We start from the raw sequence: 23,504 nt of genomic DNA on the forward strand, positions 1-23,504 counted from the left end.
TTTAAATAAAAGGCTAATTCTAAGTTATTTGTGTGAGGGATAATACCGGGCAAAACTTACAACTCCCAATCCACAAAAGTAATAACATAGGTTCCTATTAAATTTTCATGGTTTTAATTTGGGAAACAGGCCGGACTTTTTTCCTTGCCCTTTTCTTTTTTAACTTATTGATCCAGATCAGTGTTCCTGTCACGGGAAGACTGGTTGCAATCAGGCAGGAAAGAAAATATAGCAATTTACTGAACTGTCCATAAACATCTCCAACATGTAGGGCCTTTATGGAACTTGAAACCCTGACATTGAAAGGCTTTTCTCTGAAAATATCCTTCTCTGTTAGGTCAGCTGTTTCCATATCAAGGACTACTCTATCCGAAGCAGCAGGGGCAAAAAATCCAATTTTTGATTTTTGAATGTTCAGGTTTTTGCCTCCTCCTTGTGGAAGGGATATCCTATAATTTCCAGGGTAATCCAACACTGCATCGGCACTGCTGATGTACTCAAAAATTGACAGGGGTAATTCTGATTCTTTTCCAGTGGAAGGCGCCTGTTGGCCTCTTCTTCCCTGACCGGCGGATGGGTTACCGGGGCCAGGTCCCTGTCCGGGTCCCTGTTCTACTCTTGGCTTGTAGGTTCCCAAAGTTTTTTGAAGTCCTTCTCTGTACCAGGGATACGACCAAAACGGACCTGTTACCCCCATCAGAAACAATATGATACAGGAATAGAAGGCAAGGGTATTGTGAAGGTCATGGTTGGTTCTCTTCCAGCTTTTACCAAACTTAACCTTGAGTCCTTGTCTGAAATTCCTCACCCTCTGGGGAAACCAGATCACCATGCCGGTAATCACTCCCAGAGTAAAAAGAATGGTAGCTGCCCCTGTTATATAACTCCCAAGTGTTCTGTTAGAAAGCTCCCCTATGAGTGGGTTTTCAATTTTATCCAGCAAGAGCCACCTGTGGAGGCTAAAAAGGTAGCCCATAAATTCTGCTGCGCTGTTGTGCTCATTGCTATTTCCAAGAATTGTCCCCTTATAAGGATCTACATAATAGATGGTTCCAAATCTACTTTGAGAACCTTCTTCTCTTACGGTAATCTGATAGGGCCTTTTTTTGCTTTCCTCAATCAGGATGGTGGTCACTGCCCCTTGACTTTGTTGCCTGACCTTTTCAATGGCTGATTCAGGAGTAATTTTTCCCAGGCCTTTCTGATAGTCCACTTTGTACAAATGGTTCGCCCCCAGCTCCCGGATTTCTGAGTTGTAGACATATATTGTTCCTGTTAAGCAGACCACAAATACCACCAATCCACTGATAAGACCTGCCCAGAGGTGGATATCGTTGAAGAATTTTCTTGTTTTAAGCCAGTAAGAGTTATTTGCTTTTTCCATGGGTTTCAGTTTTGCTGCTGTTGTCATTGAATCATGTTATTGTAGTATGCCTAAGGCATCCACCAGATTTTACCCCTGGTCATGTCATCACTCCCCTGAGCCTGTACCTGTTGGTTGTTAGTCCCTATTTCTGTCTCAGGATACATCAGCCTTTGAGGTCTTCCTGTCACCCCGCTTGCCACTGTTCCCGGGATTTCAGGAATTCCCAATCTTCTGAAATCAGACCATGCTTCAAAGCTGTTGATACTGTTCAGTGCAAGCCATTTCTGTAGAATGATATTTCTCAAGGGCTCATTGGCTGAGGCAAGTGATACTGTTTGCTGGGAGTAGTATTCTTCCAATTTTTCAATAGGTACCTTCAGGTAATCAAATGATTGGGCAATGGCATTTTTGTACAACGTCTCGGTATCTGACTGTATCCACCCTCTATGGGACGCCTCAGCCTGCAAAAACAGACTTTCAAAATCGCTCAACATCATACTGGACTGGTTCCAATTGTGAAATAGGCCCGTAGCTTGTCCCCCATTTTCCACAGGCCCTAAAAAAGCAGACGTTGAATCTCTGTCATACTGTGCATTTCCCCCGTCCATATTTCCAAAAAGCACTCCTTTATAGGATCCGTTTACAGGCAAGTAAAGCTGAGAAATGCGGGGATCCTGTAAACGGGAATATTGTTCGAGCAAAAATGTGGTCGGTCTGATGATTTGGTAATTCAGCAGGGTGTTTCCCTGCACATCGCGGTAGTAAGCTGCCCAGAAAGGATTTAATTTCCCCGCAGTGTTCAGGTATCCAGGGTTTACGGTTGCACTTTCCCCAATGTCCAAAAACCCACTTCCTTCATTGGATATTTTTAGAATTTCATTTTGGATGTAAGCATGATCCCCTTGTTGGCTTTGTCTAACCAATGCCCTGAGCTTAACTGTATTTCCAAATTTCGCCCACAATTCCTTATCCCCTTCAAAAAGAATATCTCCATGGGTCTGTGGTAAAATTCCGGACATTTTCACTTCCTCAATACCTAGGCTGATCAGTTCCAGGGATTTTTTATACACCTCCTGTCCTGCTTCATATTTGGGATTTAGAATGTTGTTTCCCTGAGCGGCCTCATCAAAAGGAATGTTGTTGTACACATCTACCAACCTAAGAAACAGCCATCCCTGCATAATTTTGGAAACTCCGGAATAGAAAAACTGCCCACTTTCCAGGGCTTCCTCTTCAATCAGTTTGAAGAACAGTATGTTGTTGAATCCATTTTCCCAAACCGGTATGCCTTCTCTTTGGCTTCTGATATTGAGTCCATTGTATGTTTTCAGGTCAAAAAACTGGTTGATCCCTTCATTGTTGGTCCCCCAATACCCCGCCCAGAAAGCACCCATAGAGTTCAACTGAAGGCTCTCCTGATTGACCGTTGAGACCAGAGCTCCCGGCAATTTGGCACTCAGGGGCAAGTTTTCAGCTATTGGGCTGTTTGGATTGGAGTTCACATCCAAAAATGTATCACAGGCAACCAGCCCGGTCAACAAGACAAATGACAAGATAATGTTGTGTATATTTTTCATAGCGATTCAAATAAAGTGGATGGTTTAGAAGCTGGCCAGGAAAGTCATACCATAAGTTCTCATGGGCGGTAACTGTCTAAAGCTGTAGTACCCATCGGTATTGTTGTATAGGTATTCAGGATCTCCGATATTATTGTCTTTGTGGCGAATGATAAACAGGTTGGTCGCGACAAGGCCCAAACTTGCTTCTGAGAGGAAGCCCATTCTGTCCACCACAGCCGGGGGAAGGCTATAGCTCAAATTTAGCTCACGTAGCTTAAAGAAATCGGCTTTGGCCGCAGTGTTGCTCTGTACAGCCCCCTGCCTGGTCCAGAACTCCTTACCTCCACCTGAAGTAAGCAGTTCGGTGTTTTCAACATATTCCCCGGGAGAAACCTCAATGACTGAATTGGGCCAAACAAATGCTTCTCTTCCATACTGGGCAGTGATGGGATGTGTCCCAAATTCATACATAGGCGGAACAGTCTCTGAGTAGAACCAACCACCAAGTCTTGATTCAAACTGGGCCGCCAGGGTGAAGCCTTTATAGTTGACTTGGGTACTTAATCCGAAGATGTATGGGGGGACCATTGGTCCTAGAATCACATTCTCCTCAGCGACAAGGGGATCTCCGGTCTCTGCGTCCACCACTACCCTACCCTGTGGGTCTCTTTGGTAGTCACTTACCCACAAAGTGGGAAACTGATGTCCTACAAATGCATAGGACTGTCTAAAGTTCTGTCTAAAGTCTGCTCCTCCGTAGAGTTCCCTAACCATATTATTGGTGTAGGTGAAATTGAATCCCATGTTCCAGGTCCATTCCATGTTTCTGACCACATCTCCACTTAGGGTAAGCTCTATGATGTTATTGGTCACCCTTCCTGAATTGACCAGCATGGCATTATAACCGGTAGCCCTTGACACATTGGCATTGGAAATCTGCCCATCAGAGTCGGTATAAACATAGGCAGCATCCAGGTATAGCCTGTGATTGAAAAGTCCTACCTGCAATCCCAATTCATAGGAAGTTACAAATTCAGGTAAAATTCCCGGGTTAGGATTGGTCAGTCCCGGCAAGAAGCCTACGGTATTCCCAAAGGGAAAGCCGTTCAGCTGGCTATAAGGATTATTAAGCTGATATGGGGATAAGGTTACATTCCCTGTTTTGTTCCATGAGGCATAGAGCTTAGTATAAGATATTTTCCTCTGTTGTCTAATGGCCGGAATGGCTTCGGAAGCTATAAATGAGGCACTTATACCGGGATAGAAAAAGGACCTGTTTTCCTTGCTTAAGGTAGAGATCCAATCGTTTCTTCCGGTAAAAGTAAGGTAAAGGAGGTCTTTGTATCCAGCCACATACTCGGCATATACAGCCAATGAACGCTGTTCTGATAGAGAGGAGCCTCCGGTCAATTCACCTACCCGGCTACTTTGGTTGAAAATATCGGTATATAGGAGGTTTGTCGCTGCTACGTTGTGTTGTTTTCTATAATCAGTTCTGAGGTTATGTCCGATCAGCAGGCGATTGCTTACCGTGCCTATATCCTTTTTAATACTCATGATCAAATCACTGTTGAACCTTCTGTAGGTGAGGCTCTGATCATTGACAGACCCGGGCGTATTTCTGGTTCCGGGAGCTTCATATTTATTTGTAGTATTTCTGATTTCATCCATGGAGGCATACATTCCTGCCCTGTAAAGGATTTCCATCCAAGGTGTCACCTGGTAGCTGAATTCAATTTTCCCATTGAGGATTTGCTGCTGATTGGTCTGACGGATATTGTCTATCAGAAAATAGGGGTTTCTCAGCCAGGAGCCGTTCGGAATAAAGTAATTGTTGGGATTACCTGGGGAATTGGGATCCTGCCAGTTTCTGATCAGGTCATAATCAAAATTGGCCGGAAACCTGTAAGCACTTATCCAGGGTCCATCTGGGGTTACATCCTTCCTGTTGTTGATGAAGTTGATGTTATAGGAAGTCCGGAGTTTACCAAAATTTCTGGATCCGTTAAACCTAAGGTTCACCCTTTCATTCTTATCATCCGGTATGATTCCCGTTTGTCTGACGTGTTGTGCGGAGAGAAAATAGGTACTGATATCATCTCCACCTGAAAAAGACACATCATTCTGCAGATTCAGGCCCTGTTGAAAAAGGTTCAATCTATTGTCTCTTTCAGGTGCGGCAAATAATACCATGGGCTGTGTACCATCAGGCAGGGGGGTTCCAAAGGGCTGCATGCTACCATCAAAAGCAGGCCCCCAGGATTCAAAAGTTACCGGACTGTAGACTCCATTGTTACCCTGACCATAAACAGTCTGGGCCTCAGGCAAGAGGTAAACATTGGAAAATGTAGTGGTATTGCTTACCCTTACCTGACCTTTTCCCTTGGTTCCTCTCTTTGTAGTGATCATAAGCGCACCATTGACACCTTCCGAGCCATACAGGGCTGCAGCATTGGCACCTTTTAATACGGTGATGCTTTCTATGTCATTGGGGTTGAGTCTGGAGATATCAGGAATCGGGACACCATCCACCACATAGATGGGTTCATTGGGGTTTCTGCCATCAATTCCAGAGCTTCTTTGAAGTGATCTATTGCCTCTAAGTACCACCTGGGCTGCAGGATCTACTTTACTGTCATACATGTTGATCCTTAAGCCGGCAACCTTTCCTGACAATCCGAATATCGGGTTGACTACTTTGCCCTGATTCAACTCCTCAGACTCCACGATCTTGGATGAGGAGCCCAGTTCTTTGGCCGATCGACTTATGCCCAGCGCCCCGACCACCTCTACTTCAGACAGCAAAGTGGCATTTTCCTTCAGGTAAATGATCAGCTCCTCTTCTGCTTCCGGGACGATGACTTCTTTTGACAAAAATCCGATAAATCTAATGATCAACACATCTCCTGGGTTGGCATACATCCTGAATTTTCCGTCCTGATCAGTTACAGCAGTCGTCGGTCTGTCTTTGATCTGTATGGTAGCACCCGGCAGAGGGTTTTTAGAATAATCTTCTATGACGGTCCCAGAGGCATGAAAATGCTGGGCATTCGTTTGGGTTGACGCAAATAAAACACAAACAATAAGTACAATTTTTTTCATGGGCTTCAGATAATTTTCACTACTGTTATTTAGACTTAGTCTAAAAAAGAATTAAGTTTGTGCTGCAAATCTAAGCTCAGGTACGGTGTATCAATGACGCTATAAGGAATTAAAATGACGGTAAAGGGAAAAAGTGGCGTAAAATTATTCAGTCGTCTTTTAGATCAAGAAGAAGGAATTTTTCAGCAATTGGGTACTGAAGGTGTTTCCCATCCAAAAGTAATTTTGAGGAATCTGGAGTTTCCGGGTATCCAAGGGGCTGAGTATTTATCGGATGCGATTTATTATTGTCATGCCAAGATGATACCAGATCACAGACCTTACGCCATCCATGTGCTGTCACAGAAAAACTACATACAGCTAAGTTTTTGTCTGGCAGGCCATCTTAATTATTTCAACAACAAAACCGGCAAGCTTATTTACAGTCTTTCGTCGGGTATGGCCAATATGATTTTCTATGGCGATCAGGAAATCCGGGTGGAGTATGAAGGAGAAGAAGTATTTGAAACTTTGGTTGTCAACATCCATATAGATTACATCCAAAAGCATTTTTCAAAGATCTTTCTTGGCCTTGGAACACTTCTAAGAGATATTTCAGGCAATGAACCAAGGTTAATTTCAGAGAAAGGTATTTTGGTCAGTCCTGAGCTTCGGCAATTGCTGTTGCATTTTGTTTCCAAAAAGTATGCAGGCTGTTTTTTAGCGCATTATGTGGAGATTAAGATCAAAGAAGCATTTATCCTTTTGATGGATAGTTTGGAAGAAAAGGACTCTTATCCTACAACTGCTCAGTTCTTAAAGCCGGAAGACATCGAAAAAATGGAACTGGCAAAATCCATTCTACTTGAAAACTTCAGTAATCCTCCGGGATTAAAGGAGTTGGCCTTGTTGGTAGGTACCAATGAATTCAACTTAAAGAAACATTTTAAACTGCATTTTGGCAAAACTGCCTATAACTATTTACATGAATTTAAAATGGAAAAAGCCAGAGAATTGCTTGCTTCTTCAAAGAAACCTATAGCTGACATAGCGGAATATTTTGGATACAGTCATGCCACACACTTCAGCAGTGCTTTTAAAAAGTGCTTCGGAATGTTGCCCAAGGCTTACAGGGAATCCAATAGTTTCTGATTGGAGTTACAAAAGCCTGAAACCTTCTACCTGCTTGCCTCCCCTGAGTATTTCCAAGAAATTCATATTGACATATCCCATCAATGATTGGCTTGCAGGGAAGCATGTAAGTCAAGGTCTGGTTTTTAAAAATAAGGGGGAGGGCCATATGTCATTAACCCTCCCCGAGACAATCAAAAAATCAACCGTTTAAAATTTGAAGTATTTCCAACTCAGTTCTGGCTTTCTCGAATAGCTCGGAAAGTTGTCTATGTTCATATTCTTTAATGACAAACTGGATACTTTGATGGCAAGTATTGATCACTATAAATCTTCCACCTTCTTCTGTTTGCCAACTTTTTATATTAAAATCTATGGTTTGAAAGGATTTACTGAAAACAAGAAAATCCTCTTCCAGAAATGTAACCATCAGATTGTTAAAATACCATCTTACACAACCGGATTCAAGGCATTTGACCACATTGCTGTTGGGCATTTCAGCCAAAAGAACACTTTCACAGTTTTTCATAATCATTCAGTTTAAATTAGTGCCTGGAATCCGGAATTGCTTCAGTTACAAATAAACCCTATTCACAAAACCAATATTTCCGGATCCAGGACTTGATATCTTTATGAATTTGTACTTTTATCTTTTGATTTTAGGTCTTTATTTTTCAGCTGTGTTTTCAACCATGAATAAAAAACCAAAGCATGCCGATGCATGCAATCAAAACCACTCCATATCCTAAAACTATCTGCCTTTTCTTGATAGCTAACAACATCAAAACTGTTAATAAAACCGCTACCCCCCCCTTGATATAGAGATTTGGAAGGGCGACTTCGAGTACCATGAAATCCAGTACATATACCATACTGAGTACAAATACCAATAGCAGAGAGCAGCATAATGGTATAAGGATAGACTCAAAATAATTCTTCTTTTTCTTCACGCTTCCCATTTCACAATTGTCTTGCTGTTATTTTGGACTTATTTTTTTGTATTTTCTCATTGATTATACTTCTTCGCCTTTTACGCCATCGGAAGAGGTGATAAACAATAAATCCTATCAGGAAAATGTATACACTAGGCGTAATCACCGTAGCCACCCATACGTATCCAAAGAAGGTCACAGCCCATCCCATCAGAATCAAGAATACCAGAATAGATACAGAATAGACAAAAACAGTTTTCATGACAGTGGATTTGAAAACTGTCTTAGCTTCTTTTCTTTTCAGATAAATTATAAAACCGGTAAGAGATAGGAAACCCGAAGTCAGACCCAGGATAAAATACAGGATTTTTGTTATCAGGCCGGCATACCGACCAAAGTGAAGGCCTTCCTGGATGAAATAGAGTTTATGCCAAAAATTCTGTTTTCGACCGTCATAAGCAAAAAGCGTTTGAAGATCTGTTTTGTCCAGGACTATTTTATGAATGTGGGGCTCGTACAAAGTTCCTACATAATCTCCTCTTATTTCAATGGTATTGTATCCGTTTGAGGAAGGAATAATCATCACTGGTTTAAAGTCCGGGAATTCGGTATTGAGTTTTCCCATCAAAGCATTCAGGTCAAAGTTTAACGCTTCGTCCTGTGAGGCCTCTAAGGGTTTTTCTGATCTTTGATAGTGATTGGGCACTTTCATATCTGTCCATGTCATCAATTTGGGTTGCAAGCCAAGCCAGCCCCCTGTGATGGCAATCATCAGATTGAAAAGCAGGGCTGCGATTCCAATTAATTTATGCCAGTCAGCCATAATGACTCGGATTCCTTTTTGATTTCTGATGGCTCCAAACACTTGGCTTTTCATAAAATTACCATAAATCAACAAACCTGTAATAGATATAACCAAGAGACCTATGCCTGCCAAACCGACCAATTGACGACCATACCAGCCATCCATCAATCGTACATGAACCTGTCTGAGGTAGTTGGGGACTGAGTTTAATTGATCTTTCCTCCCCAGATAATCCCCAGTAGAAGGATCCACGAAAACCTTGTAACGCTCAGATTCATATTTTTCACCTGAATAATAATAATCATACACCCATGGATCTTCAGGAGTTTGACCAGGATAAATGCCCAAAAGACTGAACTTAGAAAATTCTTCTGGTAGAGAACCTTCTTCTACAGTTTTGAATACAAAAGATGCCTTCTCCCCTGATTGGGAAGAAGGCAATTGGTAGGAATGATCCAAAAAATCCTCTATTTCGGGAATAAAAATCGCTACTGCACCTGAAATGCTTAAAATACCAATGACTATACCAACATATAGGCCGGTCCAGTTATGAATTCGCCATAAAGTTTTATTTTTAATCATTTTCAACCGCTATTAGAAATTGTAGGCGACTGTTGCCAGGAAGTTTCTTGGCTCTCCCGGGAAAAGTCTGTTGAAATCATACCCTCCGACCCAGTGAACTTGGTTGGCTAGATTTCTGAAATTGACGGAAACCCTAAACTTGTCCACCGTATAATAAAGTGCTGCATCTGCCACGAAGTAGGAAGGCAAGGTCAGTATTGGACTGAAAGTATTTCTAGAGGATACAAAATTACCTCCCAAGGCGATGCCCAGTCCATTTAGATTTCCTTCTGTCAGGACATATTTGGCCCAAAAACCCCCTTGATGGAGAGGAGCATTTTCTTTGATTTCTCCAATTTCCTGCTCATTGTCTGACTCTGTGATGATCGCTCTGTTGTATGCATAATTTGCAGTCAGGCTCAAATTCTTGGTAATATTTCCAGCAAGATCAAATTCAATTCCTCTAGCCCTCTCCTGCCCTCTTTGTGCCAATAGGTCTGGATTTTCAGGATTGTTCGCATTGATTAGAATGTTATTTTGGGTAATTTGGTAAATGGCTGTAGTGGCAAACAATCTTCTATTGAAAAACTCACCTTTGAAACCTGTCTCGCCCATTCTACTTGTCAAAGGGTCAAATGGTCCTCCAAAAACCTCCGGACTACCGATAAAGCCTGCTCCCTGAGGTTGATATCCCTGGGAATAAGTCGCATAAGCATTGATATTTTTGTTTAGCGCATACACTGCACCAAGTCTCGGTATCAGCGCAGCTTGGGTTACCTCTTCTTCCTCACTGCCACCAAAACCTAATAGGTCTGTGTAAAACTCCTGTCTCAGACTGAGTAATAAAGTTAGTTTGTTGTATTCGATCTGATCCTGAATGTAAAAACCATTAACAGAATACTTAGCAGCTGTCAACGGATTATTAATAAAAAGATAATTTTCATAGTTAGAAATCGTAAATCTAGGATTTGCTAGGTTAAAGTGTGGAACATTAGGTATTGGATTGCCATTTTGATCAAACTGGTAGGCATCCCTATTGTAGGGATTGAAGGTATTAATAAATCCTGAACCGTCTGCCCGAAGGTAACCACCGGCATTTTGTGTAGCTCCTCCTACAGGTAACACCCGCTGTATATAATCATAGCCTCCAAGCAACTTGTGTCTGATTTTTCCAGTCGCAAATTCATGAACCAGATAAGCAGATAAGTTATCCGTGTAATTTCTTTGAAACCTTCGGATGGTGGACATTCCCATCAGGGTAGGGATTTCATTTCCATCACCGTCTCTTGCAAATTGGTTGGAAGTCCTGTGTTCCTGAAGGTCTTCCTGTGCCAGGTATTTGATATAGGACACATTCAGTGATGTTTTTTCAGTGAATTTATGCTGAAGGGAAATTGTACTGAATAGGTTATCAATATTCAGATAATCATCAACATAAGCTATGGCAAGGGAAATCGGCGTGGAGAAAAGATCTGTTCCGGCAGAAGCCCCGAAAATCGGCTGTCCCCTATCCAGTTTCCCTCTAGTAGCTGAGTAAACTAGGTCAAAATTTATAGCAGTTTTATCACTTGGCAAAAAGGTAAAAGAAGGTGCCACCATCATATCTGTTCTCCCCTGAAGCGTTCTGAATGATTCAGTATCCTGATAAGCTACATTCAATCTGTAAAGCAGGGTTTTCTCTTCATTCATTGGTCCAGTGAAATCCAAGGCAACACGGTAAGTATTGAAACTCCCGGTAGAAAACTGTAAGGACTTTCTGGACTCATCAAGCGGTTTTTTAGTAACCCTATTGATAGTCCCTCCTGGGTCCGTATTAGCAAATAGTGCTGATGCTGGACCTTTGATAACTTCAATCCGTTCTAAATTTGCAGTAATTGGAAGTGCCCAGAAAATACCACCCGCACGGAGTCCATTTATCAATTGATTGCTACTTCTAAATCCTCTCAAAGTAAAATCATCATAACTGGAAAACTGATTGATTCCACTCATGTTTTTTACAACCTCTCCTGTAGTAAAAGCTTGTTGATCTACCATCAGTTCTTTAGTGACAAAAGAAATTGATTGAGGTATATCTTTGATCGGAGAGGCTACTTTTGTTCCGCTAAAGGACACATCATTTTTATAAGAATCTTCCCGCCTACCTGTGATTTCCACTGCCTGAAGTCTGTATTCATCTTCCTGCAGAGTGACGGTGAAACTTCCAGTTACAAGGTTAGCAGGATCAACATTTATGGATTCCGCAACATAACCAATAGCCGAAACCCTCAAAACAATATTAGAGCTCCTATTGAAAGAAAGACTGAACTTTCCTTCTACATCTGTTACTGTTCCTTGGTTTGTCCCGGTAATTAATAGAGTGGCGCCAACAATTGGTTGTTGATCCTGATTCAAAACAGCCCCTTGGATAACAGACTGACTGTAAACAGTCTGCAAAAGCAGACAAAATAAAAGTGTAAAGAATAATTTCATGTTTTTAACATTAGATTTTTAAAGATGATTTAATTAGCACAGATCCTTCTGGGTAATCTTGCATGGGTATAAAGCAACTCAAGTATTGAAGTTATTTTCAATAGATTACACATTGTTTTTATTTAGACTGATTATAAACGATACAAAGTTGCAAACGGATCTTCCTAAATCAAATTTATTTAGATTAATTCTAAATTGATTTTTTCTATGGGATTTCAGAAATAAATTTTTGTTTGGTTCTACTGATAGTTTGAAAAAAAGTCTTTAGTAAATTGATAAAAGGTTAAGGTATAAATCCTCAATAAGCATATATTATTATGGCTAGAAAGTTCAGTTTGAAGTTTGACAAAAGGCCTGCAAAATTCCATAAGCAAAATGACAAGAAGATTGATCAGCTCTGAGTTCCGCAAAATATAGAAAATTGGCATAAACCTAATGTCGCTTAAGTTTTTGTTGATGGAACTGGTAAGCCAGGAAAAGATGCTCAAGGAATTGTATGAGGAAATATTACAATTATTATGAATCTTGATTTCTATTTATGAGAAAATTATTAACGTTTTTCTCCAAGTTTATAAGCAATTAAATAGGTCAATAATAAGTGATCTGAAAAATATATTCAATCTTACTACATGATGTATAGAATGTTTTTTTGGAAGGAAAACAAAACTTGGATCATTGTAATGAGCCTTACCAGAGTAAGATTTAAAAAACTGATTTTAAGCACTTGGCTTGAAAATGGATCCCAATGGATTGAAATTATTGACAATAAGGTTATTCCTTCAAAGGAAATGAGTAATCCTGCCATTCTTGAAGCGATTAAAAATAAAACACCCAATCGGTTTTGGATATTGGTTGCGGAGAAGAGTGACTGTGTAGGGAATTAAACGAAATAGGAATAAAAGTCTTTGGATTGGAAGGTACGAAGAGTTTGATATTTGTTTTAGGACCGCAAAGCTCAACAAATCACTTTTAGAAGATTCAGGCAAAAAAGGAGGCACCCCTCCCTCCCCTTCCTTCTACATCATGCCTTTGTCTGCAAAGCTGATTAAGCACTTCAGTAAAGATGATATGGTCCAGCACAATGATGTCCAGGTGTTTCCCGGCCTCAGAGAGTTTCCTGGTCAGTCTTCTGTCTTGCTCTGATGGTTTCAAGTTTCCTGAGGGATGGTTGTGGACCAGGATCATCGAGCAGCTCTGGTTTTCCAAATTAAAAAATATGTTTAAAATATCAACACAAAAAGGTCAATAGTATTAACAATAGATATTTTCGAAATTCTTACCCTTATGGATGAAAAAGAAATACAGGTCAATAAAAGGCTGGACAGCATCATTTCATCAAATCCGGATCCCTTTCCCTTTGAGCGGATCAATAAAGGAAAGGCACTCTTAAAGCTAATGGAAGAAATCAGGAAGTACATAGAGACGGATCAATGGCTCCATTTGGGTATGATATTAAAAGAGCTGGAAAACCATGAGATACAGATCATGAAAAAATGAGCACAAACACTCAGCAATCCAACTATTTGAAGACTGATAAAGCAACCCTATTAGAACATGCTCTTCCTTGCTAGACTAGATAAACTTAAACTATTAAAAATATGGAAACCAAAGCATCATTGATGCACCGAATATCCCAGTTGCCGTTACAAGGGTAAGCAAGATCAAGAGCATGGAATAAAAGACTTTTGGTAGGTCCCTACCACTTTTTTCCACCCGGAAATACATTTCCAAAAAGGCTAACGGAAGAATAAACTGTGCTGCATTTAATATGGTCAAAGCTGGCCCTTCAAATGTTTCGGGATCAAATCCTACAGGTCCTGAATTGACCAATAGCCAGAACATAAGACCTATTCTGAAAAACCAGACACCACTGGCAGCCATAAAAAGCCTGAGCCCCCATCTTCTATGGGAAGAGACCATGCTGCTTTTGGCCCGGCTGTAAACAAAGTAGGAGAAAACAATGATCAGAACACCATTGAATGCTGTAAGATTGGCATTTAACTGAGACCCCAAGGGTTTGTTGAGTAGGTTTATCAATATCCCAGTGATACTGGTCAGAAGCGCTACTCCTAGATATATTCTTCCATTTATCCTATGAAAGGCTGGAAAATGCTTCCGTAATGCGGGAATGAGCTGCAAAGGCCCTCCTATAGTAATGACCCCTGCCATAAAAATATGCAAGAAAACTATGGCATTGCTCCACAATCTACCTTCTTGATATCCGTGTGGCATGAAGGAATTCCAGGCTTCCCAGTCTCCCCTAAATGAAGCACCTCCATAAAGCTTTATGATATAAGCTGCAAAGATAACCTGGCCTATGAATGCTGTAACAAACCAAATTTCTGTATTAAGTTTTAGAAGTCCTTCAGCAGAATACCTATTGAAAAGTGTTGAAATGCCATGCTTCTTTATCTGTATCGGTGAACCCATATTTTTGAATTTTCACCAATTTGACAAAATGATTATAGCTTACACTTGACAAATGTTAAGAAATCAATTGCCTCCTGATGCGGCTCAGGCTTTCGGGCCGGATACCTAAGAATGAGGCTATATAGACGAGGGGGACGTTTCGGTTTATCATGGGATTTTTTTGGACAAAAGCTCTATATCGCTCTTCAGCGGTAAGGTTGCCCATTTCTGTCAACCTCTTTTTGTCTTCTTCAAGAAAATGTTGAAGGATCAAAATGGTGTAATCCTTTAGTATTGTGCTTTCTTTTAGCATGATATTTATATCATCCCTTTTGACCCTTAAAATGTCACAGGCTGTAATGCACTGAAGGTTTTCATCAGAAGGTCTTCTTTCCATCATTGCCAAATAGCTGCTAAAAAATCTGGGGCCTTCATTGATATCAACGGTGACTTCGAGACCTTTTTCATTTACATGAAAATTCCTCATGTGGCCGGACACTATAAAATTCTGATAGTCATGGACTGTACCCGCTTTTTCTATCAATTCCCCTTTGGAATAAGTAAAAGGCCTAAAATACTGAAGGCAAAGCTCCTTGTCTTTTGCTGTCATAGGGATCATTTGCTCTACAGTATCGAATAATGCCTGATGCATAAATAAAATTGGTTTGAAAATCCAAACTAAGCTAAAGCACAAAATCAGAATACACAAAAAAAAACGTGGTTGTTTATTGGTTCTAATTTTAATCTAAAATCCATTGAAAAAAACTCCCTAGATTTTCACTATTTTCTATCTCCTCAAGTTTGCATTATATGAATTGTAAATTCATTCCTATAAAAAGGCTTTGTTGCAAATTAAGCCTTCTTGAATAAAGGTTCATATAACTTTTTAGTACAATTAATTTTTAAATATAAACACAAAAAAAGCACCTCTCTAAAAGAAAGGTGCTTTACAAATTCCATTGACACTTTGCTTGGGAATTTAAAAACCTAATACCCGTTGTTCTGGGTAACGTTTTCATTCCCAACAATATCAATGTATAGCTGTGGGATAGGAAAGTACTCATGTTTTCCTTTGACAAACCTTCCATTAGTAAGATGAGAGCGTAGATTTTTCTCTGAATCAAAGTAAGTGTTCATTACTTCGTCAGCTATCTCCCATCTGACAAGATCGAAGAACCTATGTCCTTCCATGGCAAGTTCAAGCCTTCTTTCCAACCTTACTGCATTCCTGGCTACATCCGGGTTGTTCCATGGGGTTTGGTAGCTGTCTATGGCATACTTGGCTGCAGGCATTTGGCTGTTAAGAGCCAAAACAGGCTTAGTATTTTTGGCCCTGATCCTGACTTGGTTCACCAATTCTCTGGCTCCTTCCAAATTGCCAGTTTCTACCAGAGCTTCTGCTTTCCAAAGCAGAAGGTCCGGATATCGTATCACATAATAGTTAAGCGAGCTTATGTACGGCCATACCTTTACCTGAAGACTGGACAAAGCCGATACGATCCTTTTTTTGGGACCATATGGACCATAAGTACTCAGGTCTCTTGCCCAGGACGCTTCATAATTGATCCCCAGATCTAGGTAAGGAATACCTGGTCTTCCCACAGTATGGTCCAATCTTGGGTCCACATAATCCAGTTCAGAAAGGTTATTTCCGGCAACAGGAATACCTGATTGATCAACTTTATAGGCATTTATAAGGTTTTGGCTTGGCCTGTGAAAGCCATATTGCGGGTAGTGTGGGCCTCCCGGAGCTGAAAGTCTATCCCCAATAGCACCGTTAAAATGTCTTGGTTCTCCATCATTTACGGAAAACTGGACTGCAAAAATTATTTCCTCACTGTTATCGTTTTCCGGAAGAAATACATCTCGAAAGTCATCCAGCAGTCTATACTTTCCCGAATTGATTACTTCATCTGCTTCCTGAATGGTTTCATTCCATTTTTTCTGAAAAACGTATGTTTTAGCAAGGTAGGCTGAGGCAGTGTAGCGATTTGGTCTACCTATGTCTTGTTGGCTATCCGGAAGAAGGTTTTTGGCATTTCTAAAATCTGTTTCAATTTTTGACCAAAGCTCCGTATCTGTAAGATCTTTATTGCCTTTGTAGAATGAGTCTATTTCGATATCCCCTTCATCAAGAAACGGAACATTTTTATAGATTTTTTTCAATTCAAAATAATAATGGCCTCTAAGAAACAGCAGTTCTCCTGTCCTTACATCTTTCAACTGGGCATTAAAACCTTCCGAATTTCCCAGAAGGTACAATGCATAGTTTGTCCTTTTTATTCCTTCATACAATGCCAGCCATTTTCTTTGGACATCGGCAATAACAGGCGTTGTATTGAAGATTTCCATTTGGTGGATCTGGTTTTGATCGCCTGTACCTCCCCCTCCTTTGTAGCAGTCATCGGAAACGGCATCCCCGAAGCTCCAGTTGGAAGCGGGAGAATTAAAACCACTTGTGGCATTGTCAAACTGACCGTTCAATACGCTGTAAGCAGCAATTATGGCTCTTTCCACATTTTCAGGCCTGGTCATTTCAGCGGGAGAAACTTCTCCAAACGGTACTTCTTCCAAAAACTCCTGGGAACATGCCAACGTAAGCATTGCTCCCAAAATGCATAAGAATATTATTCTGTAAGATTTCATTTCTCTTGATTTAAAGTTTGATGTTGAGGCCAAGAATTATTGTTCTGGAGGGAGGGTATACACCTCTATCCACTCCAATGTCCAGGTTTCTATTGGAGCTGGAGTAATTTTGAAGGCCGATTTCAGGGGTCATACCGCTGTAATTGGTCAGGGTAAAGAGGTTGTTTGTCTGTCCATAAACCCTAAGTTCAAGTCCTCCCAGTTTATGAGGAGGAATGTTGTACCCAATTTGCAGGTTGTTCAGCTTGATAAATGATGCTTGTTCCACAAAAAATGAAGAGGGCCTGATATTTTCATTTTGATCATCAAGGCTAAGTCTTGGGATTGTAGCTCCCGGATTTTCGGGGGTCCATGCTCCCAATAGATCTGCAGATTTGTTGTAAGCAGACTGGTTAAAGAAGTGGGTTTTGTATTTGGTAAGGTTATAGATATCCTGACCAAAAGATCCGTTGAAGAAGAGGTTAAGGTCAAAATTCTTGTAATTGAAATTGGCATTAAATCCTATAATTGCTTTGGGATGGGGAGAACCTATTACAGTCCTGTCATTGGCATCAATTACCCCATCTCCATTTACGTCTCTAAAAATAAGATCGCCGGGTTGGGCATTCGGTTGTAGACCATAAGACTCAACCTCTTCCACTGATTGAAAAATACCTATGGCATCATGGCCAAAGAAGGAGCCAATGGCCTGTCCGGGCAAAGTTCGGGACACCTCCTGACCAAAATTAACTGAATGAAGGGAAGAGCCTGGAATTCCAAGATAACTTACTCCATCACTGAGCTCCATGAGTTCATTTCTGTAGAAGGAATAGTTCAGACCCAGATTGTAATACAAAGCCCCTGCATTTCCGGAATATTTGGCACCGATCTCCAGCCCTGTATTTCTCATTTTTCCGCCATTTGTCCAAACGCCGTCATTTGTCCCCCCATATGTCGGTGGTATTGGAGCATATACTAAAAGATTGTCAGTAATTTTATTGAAATAATCCATAGAAACAGACAACCTGTTTTCAAACAGTTCAACATCCACACCAATTCCGGACTGTGTGGTCGTTTCCCAGGTCAGGTTGGCATTAGCTACTCTTGTTTCCACGAGGCCTATCGCAACACTTTCCTGTGCACCATCTATGGCATAGTTGGAATGATGGATATTGTTCTGAAAGCTTGCAAGGCTTGAGTAGGCAGGAAGTTGCTGATTCCCTGTCATCCCCCAGTTAACCCTGACTTTCAGCTCATTGACACTTCTTCCCAGGTCAATGAAATTTTCTTCACTTACTCTCCATCCAGCTGAAAACGCGGGGAAAATATCCCATTTGTTATTGGAAAGTCTTGAGGTACCGTCATATCTTACTGTTGCAGAAAGCAAATATTTATCGGCGAAGGAATAGTTCACTTTCCCGAAATATGAAAGTAAATTCCATTGGTCGGCAACCCCTGTATTCTGTTGGTTATCTGTACCATAACTCAGGTACCTGAAATTTGGGTCTTCATAGAGAAACCCTTCCCTGTATGCAGATTTTGATTCAGCGTATTGTTCAATGGCTTCCTGTCCCAGAAGGAAATCCAGTCTGTTTTTTCCTGATTCTATACTATAATTCAGGGTATTGGTCCATGCCAGCTGATAATAAAATGAGCTGTTATCTGATAGGCTGTTTACTACTCTTAATGATAAAATTTCATCATACAAAGGGGCGAATGCCCTTCTGTTATAGTTTTCATAATCCAGACCCAGGTTTGTTCGGAAAGAGAGGTTTTTAAGGATTTCGGCTTCTCCATAAATATTGCCCAGAACCTTTATCCTGTTTCTGGTATTGTCCTTTTGTCTGGTCAATGAGCCCAGAGGATTGGCAATATCATTAAGAGGGTTACCTGCAAAATTTCCTTCAGTATCCCTTACTGGCACGATTGAGGGAAACTGAAACGCATCATATACTATACTTCCAAGTGAGCTATTGATTCCAACATCATTGGTTCTAGTCAGAGATGTGGTAAAATTCTGACCTATGGTAATGCGGTTCTTTATTCTGTATTCTGAATTGTATCTTATTGAAAACCGGTCAAAGCCGGTATGTCTTATAATTCCCTCCTGATTAAAGTATCCAAGGCCGAGCAGTTGTCTGGAATTTTCATCCCCTTTGGACACATTCAAATTATAAGAGTTCACTTTGGCATTTTGAAAAATCTCTCTGACCCAGTCGGTATCTCCGGAAGGAATTGTTTCAGCCTGGTTCAGGAAAATGGGAATCTGTGCCCTTTGAGGGTTATTTCCATAAATATCCGAAGTTGGATTTCTTCCATCGTTTAAAGATGCCTGCCAAAGCATGTCTCCATATTGTTGGGCGGAAAGCATTCTTGGCAAATTGAAGGCCTGTTGAATCCCGGAATACGCATCCAGGCTAACTGAAGTTTCTTCGCTCCTACCTTTTTTTGTTGTGATAATAACCACCCCGTTTGCAGCCCTTGAGCCATATATGGAAGCGGCAGAAGCATCTTTGAGTACTTGCAGGGACTCAATATCCTGGGGGTTGATTGAATTGAGCCCACCTGAGATTGGTGTACCGTCCACCACATAGAGCGGATCATTGTTGTTGACGGTTCCAAAACCCCTGATCCTGATTGAAACATTACCACCTGGACCATTATCAGAGAGCACTTGAACTCCTGGAGCCCTGCCCGCAAGCATGTTTTCGACATTGGCCACCGGAATATTCTTAATTTCATCCATGTTAACCACTGCAACAGCACCTGTCAGGTCCTTTTTTCGTTGGACATCATAGCCCATTACAACAAATTCTTCCAGAAGGTCTCCTTCTTCTTCTAGATATACAAGGATTGAAGTTTCATTGCTTATCGCAACATGCTGACTTCTGAAGCCTATATATGAGATGATCAGTTCCTTGGTCTCATCAGGGACCATGATCAAAAACTCCCCTTCAAGGTCAGTAATAGTACCAATATTTGTTTCGGGAACGAATACAGAAGCACCTACTACGGGTTCATTCCTTTTTGCATCGAGGACTTTTCCCCTGAGTTCCTTTTGATACAAGAGGTTATAGGTATCCGGAGAACCTTTCAATGTCGGGCTTAGATTCCCGGCGAAAGATGAATGACAGATAAGTACCAAAAATAGCACTATCCGCAAGCTACTGATTGCAGTATACCTGCTTTTAAGTAAAATAAAATTCATAAATTTAAATGTTAATGTTATAAGTCGTTTTATAGCTTAATTCTTAACCGGGTTGTTGGCGCAGCCCGGTTTTCTCATTTTGTTTGTTTCATAGGCTTACATAGGATTAGGTTTTTCAGATATTCTTTCAAGCAATGATATTGATGGCCACAGCTCCAAAACTTTGGACTGAAAAAATTCTTTATAATTTGGCTTTAACCGGACATAGTGAACTCATCAGATATCATTCTGCAAATCTATTTTTAATAAACATTTCGTTTATACCAGTTCAGGTTATGCTTATTTTATTTTATGTGCAGGTTATTTCAAGAAATCAGAAAAAAACTTAACTAATATTTAATTGTAAATAATTGGTAATATTAAAAATTTTCAATTAAGTTAATTTAAATAAACTTTTTTTTTAAATAAATGACATTGTTTTTATTTGGAAGGTCAATTCTCCATGAGTTCAGTTCATAAAAAAGATAGGCCTGTATCGGGAACAATAATTGATTTTTGCAAAAGGTTCTATTATGAATCGGAGTAGAACTTTAAGTTAAGTCTGGATACTTATACATCAGTAAAAATCAAGAAAATTTTAATAAACAGGATGAACAAGTCAAATCTATTGAATAGATATAATTGCTTTCCAAGAATGAGGTAGGGTCAAAAAAGTTTTGAAATTCGCAGATGGATTTTGAATAATTTTAATCAGTCATTCTATCCAAACTTTTGGTTTTCGATTAAAAGAAATTCCGGATGAAAACGTTTAATCATCCGGAATTTCAGATTATAGAGAAAAACTCTTTATCGATAAATACATTTAAGACTACTTTTCAATTTTGCTATGGTAGAGTGTTACTCCACTCTTATTGATGACATCAAACTCAATTTTCTCTTCAGTCAAGGAAAATAGGATAAAGCCTGGCTCTGATGCGGTGAACTTTGTATATGGCAGCGTATCACTTTGGGTAACTTCTGATGCCGACCCAGAAATCACCTGTTTGATTCCGTTATGCTCAAGGTATTGAAGGCTGTGGTCATGGCCGCTGATGTAAAGATCTACTTCTGAATGCCTTAACAAATTTTCCAATGATTTTCTAATGGACCTGGTGTCATAACCATTGGTCCTTCCACCTGTATATACAGGGTGATGACCTACTACGATTTTCCAGGCAATTTCGTCATCTTCTTCTTCAATGAGTTTCTTCATCCACTTTTTTTGGGCTAAGGAGTCGGACTTGGCAACATTGGGACCGTAGATAGAATTGGCATAAAATTCTGGGATGAGGCTATTGGTATCTATATAAATGAACAAAGCCTTTTTTCTACTTCCTTTTATAGGAATAGTTTTGGAGTAATACCTATCAGGCATGTTCCATCTTCTGGAAATGCGGGAGTATTCCACCTGGGCATCCGGGTCACCGAGGTAATCATGATTTCCTAAAATAGCGTACCAATCTATCTGAAGATGATAGCTTTTATAAATATCTTCAAATGAATATTTCCACAAGGGGTCAAGGATACTTCTGACACCATTAGGGTAGAAATTATCACCTGATGAAATGATAAAATCGGGTTTATATTTTTTCACCTGATGGAGAAGTTGATCAGCAACTTCCAGCTGCTGATCATCTCCATTTCTCCCCCAGTCACCAATAACTATGAATTTATTGGATCTAACAGTTGGGTCAATTGTCTGTGATTCAACCCTTAATACCAAGCCTGAAAATATCAAACAGAATATTAATAACCTTTTCAGCATAACTTTAATATCCGGGGTTTTGAATCAATTTAGGGTTGGTTGCCAGTTCACCTTGAGGAATGGGAAAAACCCTTCTGTATGTTTCATTGTTGGTTTTCACCGGTAAATTGGTTTCAGCATCTCTGCCCCATTCACTTTCAAATTTCCCAAACCTGATCAGGTCATTTCTTCTCCAGGTTTCGCCAGCCATTTCCCTACCTCTTTCTTCTAAGAGAATATCCAGATCAATGGCAGCCAAGGTGCTGGCATTCCGGATTGACCTGACCTGATTGACTAGCTCCAAAGGGTTTTGGCCCATAGGGTCATTTGCTCCCCTTAGCAAAGCCTCTGCTTTTAGCAGGACAAAGTCGGCATACCTGAACAGTAGGAAATCATTTCTGGAATCTCTGCTGGAAGTCCATGTTGGGTCTGGCGTGTATTTTACATTTCGGGCTCCTTGGGCAATCTGTTGTGGAGATCGCCCTCTATCGAAGGTTTCCACATTCACAAATGCAATCTCAGGGTCCAAAAACACATGGTAATCCCCATCCATCATGGGGCTACCATCATTATAATATTGGTGTCCGACCAACCAAATCCCATTTCTGATGTCCTCTGGATCCTTTTCGAATAAATAGTAAAAATCTGCCCAGGTATGTTGACAATTACCAACGCTAATTGTAGTCGGCAATCCAAAATTCACTCTGGAAAGCGGGTGCAAAGGAAATCTCCCTAACCTCATCCCATTGGCACCAAAATTTTGATCAAATGGGATTGCGAATATGGTCTCTTTAATATGTGGTCCGTTGTTAAAGCCAAACATTTCCATGTAATTCTCCTCAAGATCAAAGGGCTGGTTAGCCCCGTTTTCACTGGCACTCATTATGATGTTAATGGAGTTTACTGCTTCTTGATACTTAGCTGTTCCTGTATATACTTCAGCATTGATATACATTTTTGCAAGAAGAGCATGGGCCATCCAATAAGTTGGTTTCCCGTATGTAGCTGTACCTATTTCTTTGGACAGGAAAGGCAAAGCTTCTGAAACTTCATTTTCCAGGTATGCAAAAACTGCACTTCGGTCTGAATTTCCAGGTAGTGTAAGCTCCCCATATTCAGGGCTGATAGGAACATTTCCAAACAGGTCCATCACAAAGAAATAATAGAGTGCGCGCATTGTCCTGATTTCTGCTACGGTCCCGTCCTTTATTTCACCCTCACTGGCATTTTCCAGGGCGGCCAGTATTTCACCACAAAGGCTGATACCTCTATACGCCCAAGTCCAAGTGGAATTGATATGGGGGTGTGTTTCATCCCAAGTGTGTAGATTTAGCTGTATGTACCTTCCCCCATCATAATAATCTGCTCCTCTGGCAGTAAGGACTGCTTCATCTGTTGTCAGTTCCTGCAGGTAATAATAGTCAAGGGCTATATTGTTTCTCAGCTGTACATATACAGGCCCGGTTACGGAGGCAAACTCTGCGTCTGATCTTGGAAACACATCTGAAGTATAGCTGGACTCTATAGGCACATCAAGGTCCGTGCAGGCCAGTAGTCCCAGTAATAATAAAGCACTTAGTATATTTTTCATTTTCATGTTAATTTTTATTCAAAGAATTCTGAAATGGTTCAGCT

16 protein-coding genes and 1 pseudogene are annotated in these 23,504 nt (G+C 40.5%); 3 read left to right on the forward strand and 14 right to left on the reverse strand.

Annotated features, from left to right (window positions below):
- Positions 1-97 precede the first annotated feature (97 nt).
- Genes EGN73_RS17410 through EGN73_RS17420 form a run of 3 tightly spaced genes read right to left on the reverse strand, consistent with a single transcriptional unit; the run spans position 98 to position 6,027 of the window.
- Complete coding sequence (locus EGN73_RS17410) at positions 98-1,384, reverse strand: PepSY-associated TM helix domain-containing protein (protein ID WP_219292789.1); 1,287 nt, start codon at positions 1,382-1,384, stop codon at positions 98-100.
- A gap of 50 nt (positions 1,385-1,434) precedes the next feature.
- The gene (locus tag EGN73_RS17415; RefSeq protein WP_219292791.1) at positions 1,435-2,943 is read right to left on the reverse strand and encodes a SusD/RagB family nutrient-binding outer membrane lipoprotein; all 1,509 of its coding nucleotides are present in this window, start codon (positions 2,941-2,943) and stop codon (positions 1,435-1,437) included.
- 24 nt (positions 2,944-2,967) lie between these two features.
- Positions 2,968-6,027: a SusC/RagA family TonB-linked outer membrane protein gene (locus EGN73_RS17420; RefSeq protein WP_219292793.1), complete on the reverse strand. Its 3,060-nt coding sequence runs from the start codon at positions 6,025-6,027 to the stop codon at positions 2,968-2,970.
- A gap of 114 nt (positions 6,028-6,141) precedes the next feature.
- Between EGN73_RS17420 and EGN73_RS17425 the strand changes: the two genes are divergently transcribed.
- Positions 6,142-7,158: a helix-turn-helix transcriptional regulator gene (locus EGN73_RS17425; protein ID WP_219292795.1), complete on the forward strand. Its 1,017-nt coding sequence runs from the start codon at positions 6,142-6,144 to the stop codon at positions 7,156-7,158.
- A gap of 181 nt (positions 7,159-7,339) precedes the next feature.
- Here the strand turns inward: EGN73_RS17425 and EGN73_RS17430 are convergent, their stop codons facing one another.
- From EGN73_RS17430 to EGN73_RS17445, 4 genes are all read right to left on the reverse strand, one after another.
- Positions 7,340-7,666, reverse strand: coding sequence for a DUF6686 family protein (locus EGN73_RS17430; RefSeq protein WP_219292797.1), 327 nt, complete (start codon positions 7,664-7,666; stop codon positions 7,340-7,342).
- A 157-nt stretch (positions 7,667-7,823) separates the two neighbouring features.
- Complete coding sequence (locus EGN73_RS17435; RefSeq protein ID WP_219292799.1) at positions 7,824-8,096, reverse strand: hypothetical protein; 273 nt, start codon at positions 8,094-8,096, stop codon at positions 7,824-7,826.
- Between the two features lies 1 nt (position 8,097).
- Positions 8,098-9,456 (reverse strand): PepSY-associated TM helix domain-containing protein, encoded by a 1,359-nt coding sequence (locus EGN73_RS17440; protein ID WP_219292801.1) that lies wholly within the window; start codon positions 9,454-9,456, stop codon positions 8,098-8,100.
- A gap of 12 nt (positions 9,457-9,468) precedes the next feature.
- The gene (locus EGN73_RS17445) at positions 9,469-11,904 is read right to left on the reverse strand and encodes a TonB-dependent receptor (protein ID WP_219292803.1); all 2,436 of its coding nucleotides are present in this window, start codon (positions 11,902-11,904) and stop codon (positions 9,469-9,471) included.
- Between the two features lie 680 nt (positions 11,905-12,584).
- Between EGN73_RS17445 and EGN73_RS17450 the strand changes: the two genes are divergently transcribed.
- Positions 12,585-12,788 (forward strand): hypothetical protein, encoded by a 204-nt coding sequence (locus EGN73_RS17450; protein WP_219287012.1) that lies wholly within the window; start codon positions 12,585-12,587, stop codon positions 12,786-12,788.
- Between the two features lie 132 nt (positions 12,789-12,920).
- Here the strand turns inward: EGN73_RS17450 and EGN73_RS17455 are convergent.
- Positions 12,921-13,092, reverse strand: a pseudogene (locus EGN73_RS17455) (JAB domain-containing protein); the annotation flags it as partial.
- A gap of 96 nt (positions 13,093-13,188) precedes the next feature.
- On the opposite strand from EGN73_RS17455, the gene EGN73_RS17460 reads away from it, so the two are divergent.
- The gene (locus EGN73_RS17460; protein ID WP_219287013.1) at positions 13,189-13,401 is read left to right on the forward strand and encodes a hypothetical protein; all 213 of its coding nucleotides are present in this window, start codon (positions 13,189-13,191) and stop codon (positions 13,399-13,401) included.
- Positions 13,402-13,494: 93 nt separating this feature from the next.
- Here EGN73_RS17460 and EGN73_RS17465 read toward each other — a convergent pair whose 3' ends face one another.
- The 6 genes from EGN73_RS17465 to EGN73_RS17490 all read right to left on the reverse strand — a co-directional run bounded on the left by EGN73_RS17465 (position 13,495) and on the right by EGN73_RS17490 (position 23,460).
- Positions 13,495-14,334 carry a DUF2306 domain-containing protein gene (locus EGN73_RS17465; RefSeq protein ID WP_219287014.1) on the reverse strand — a complete coding sequence of 280 codons (840 nt, stop codon included), beginning with the start codon at positions 14,332-14,334 and terminating at the stop codon, positions 13,495-13,497.
- 55 nt (positions 14,335-14,389) lie between these two features.
- Complete coding sequence (locus EGN73_RS17470; RefSeq protein WP_219287015.1) at positions 14,390-14,965, reverse strand: Crp/Fnr family transcriptional regulator; 576 nt, start codon at positions 14,963-14,965, stop codon at positions 14,390-14,392.
- A gap of 335 nt (positions 14,966-15,300) precedes the next feature.
- Positions 15,301-16,959, reverse strand: a complete 1,659-nt coding sequence (locus tag EGN73_RS17475; RefSeq protein ID WP_219287016.1) for a RagB/SusD family nutrient uptake outer membrane protein — start codon at positions 16,957-16,959, stop codon at positions 15,301-15,303.
- A gap of 10 nt (positions 16,960-16,969) precedes the next feature.
- Entirely contained in the window at positions 16,970-20,146 is a 3,177-nt protein-coding gene (locus tag EGN73_RS17480; protein ID WP_219287017.1) for a SusC/RagA family TonB-linked outer membrane protein, read from the reverse strand.
- A gap of 808 nt (positions 20,147-20,954) precedes the next feature.
- Positions 20,955-21,890: a purple acid phosphatase family protein gene (locus EGN73_RS17485; RefSeq protein WP_219287018.1), complete on the reverse strand. Its 936-nt coding sequence runs from the start codon at positions 21,888-21,890 to the stop codon at positions 20,955-20,957.
- 4 nt (positions 21,891-21,894) lie between these two features.
- Entirely contained in the window at positions 21,895-23,460 is a 1,566-nt protein-coding gene (locus tag EGN73_RS17490) for a RagB/SusD family nutrient uptake outer membrane protein (protein WP_219287019.1), read from the reverse strand.
- Between the last annotated feature and the right edge of the window lie 44 nt (positions 23,461-23,504).

The sequence above is a fragment of the Arthrospiribacter ruber genome, from assembly GCF_019343195.1.
GTDB lineage: Bacteria > Bacteroidota > Bacteroidia > Cytophagales > Cyclobacteriaceae > Arthrospiribacter > Arthrospiribacter ruber.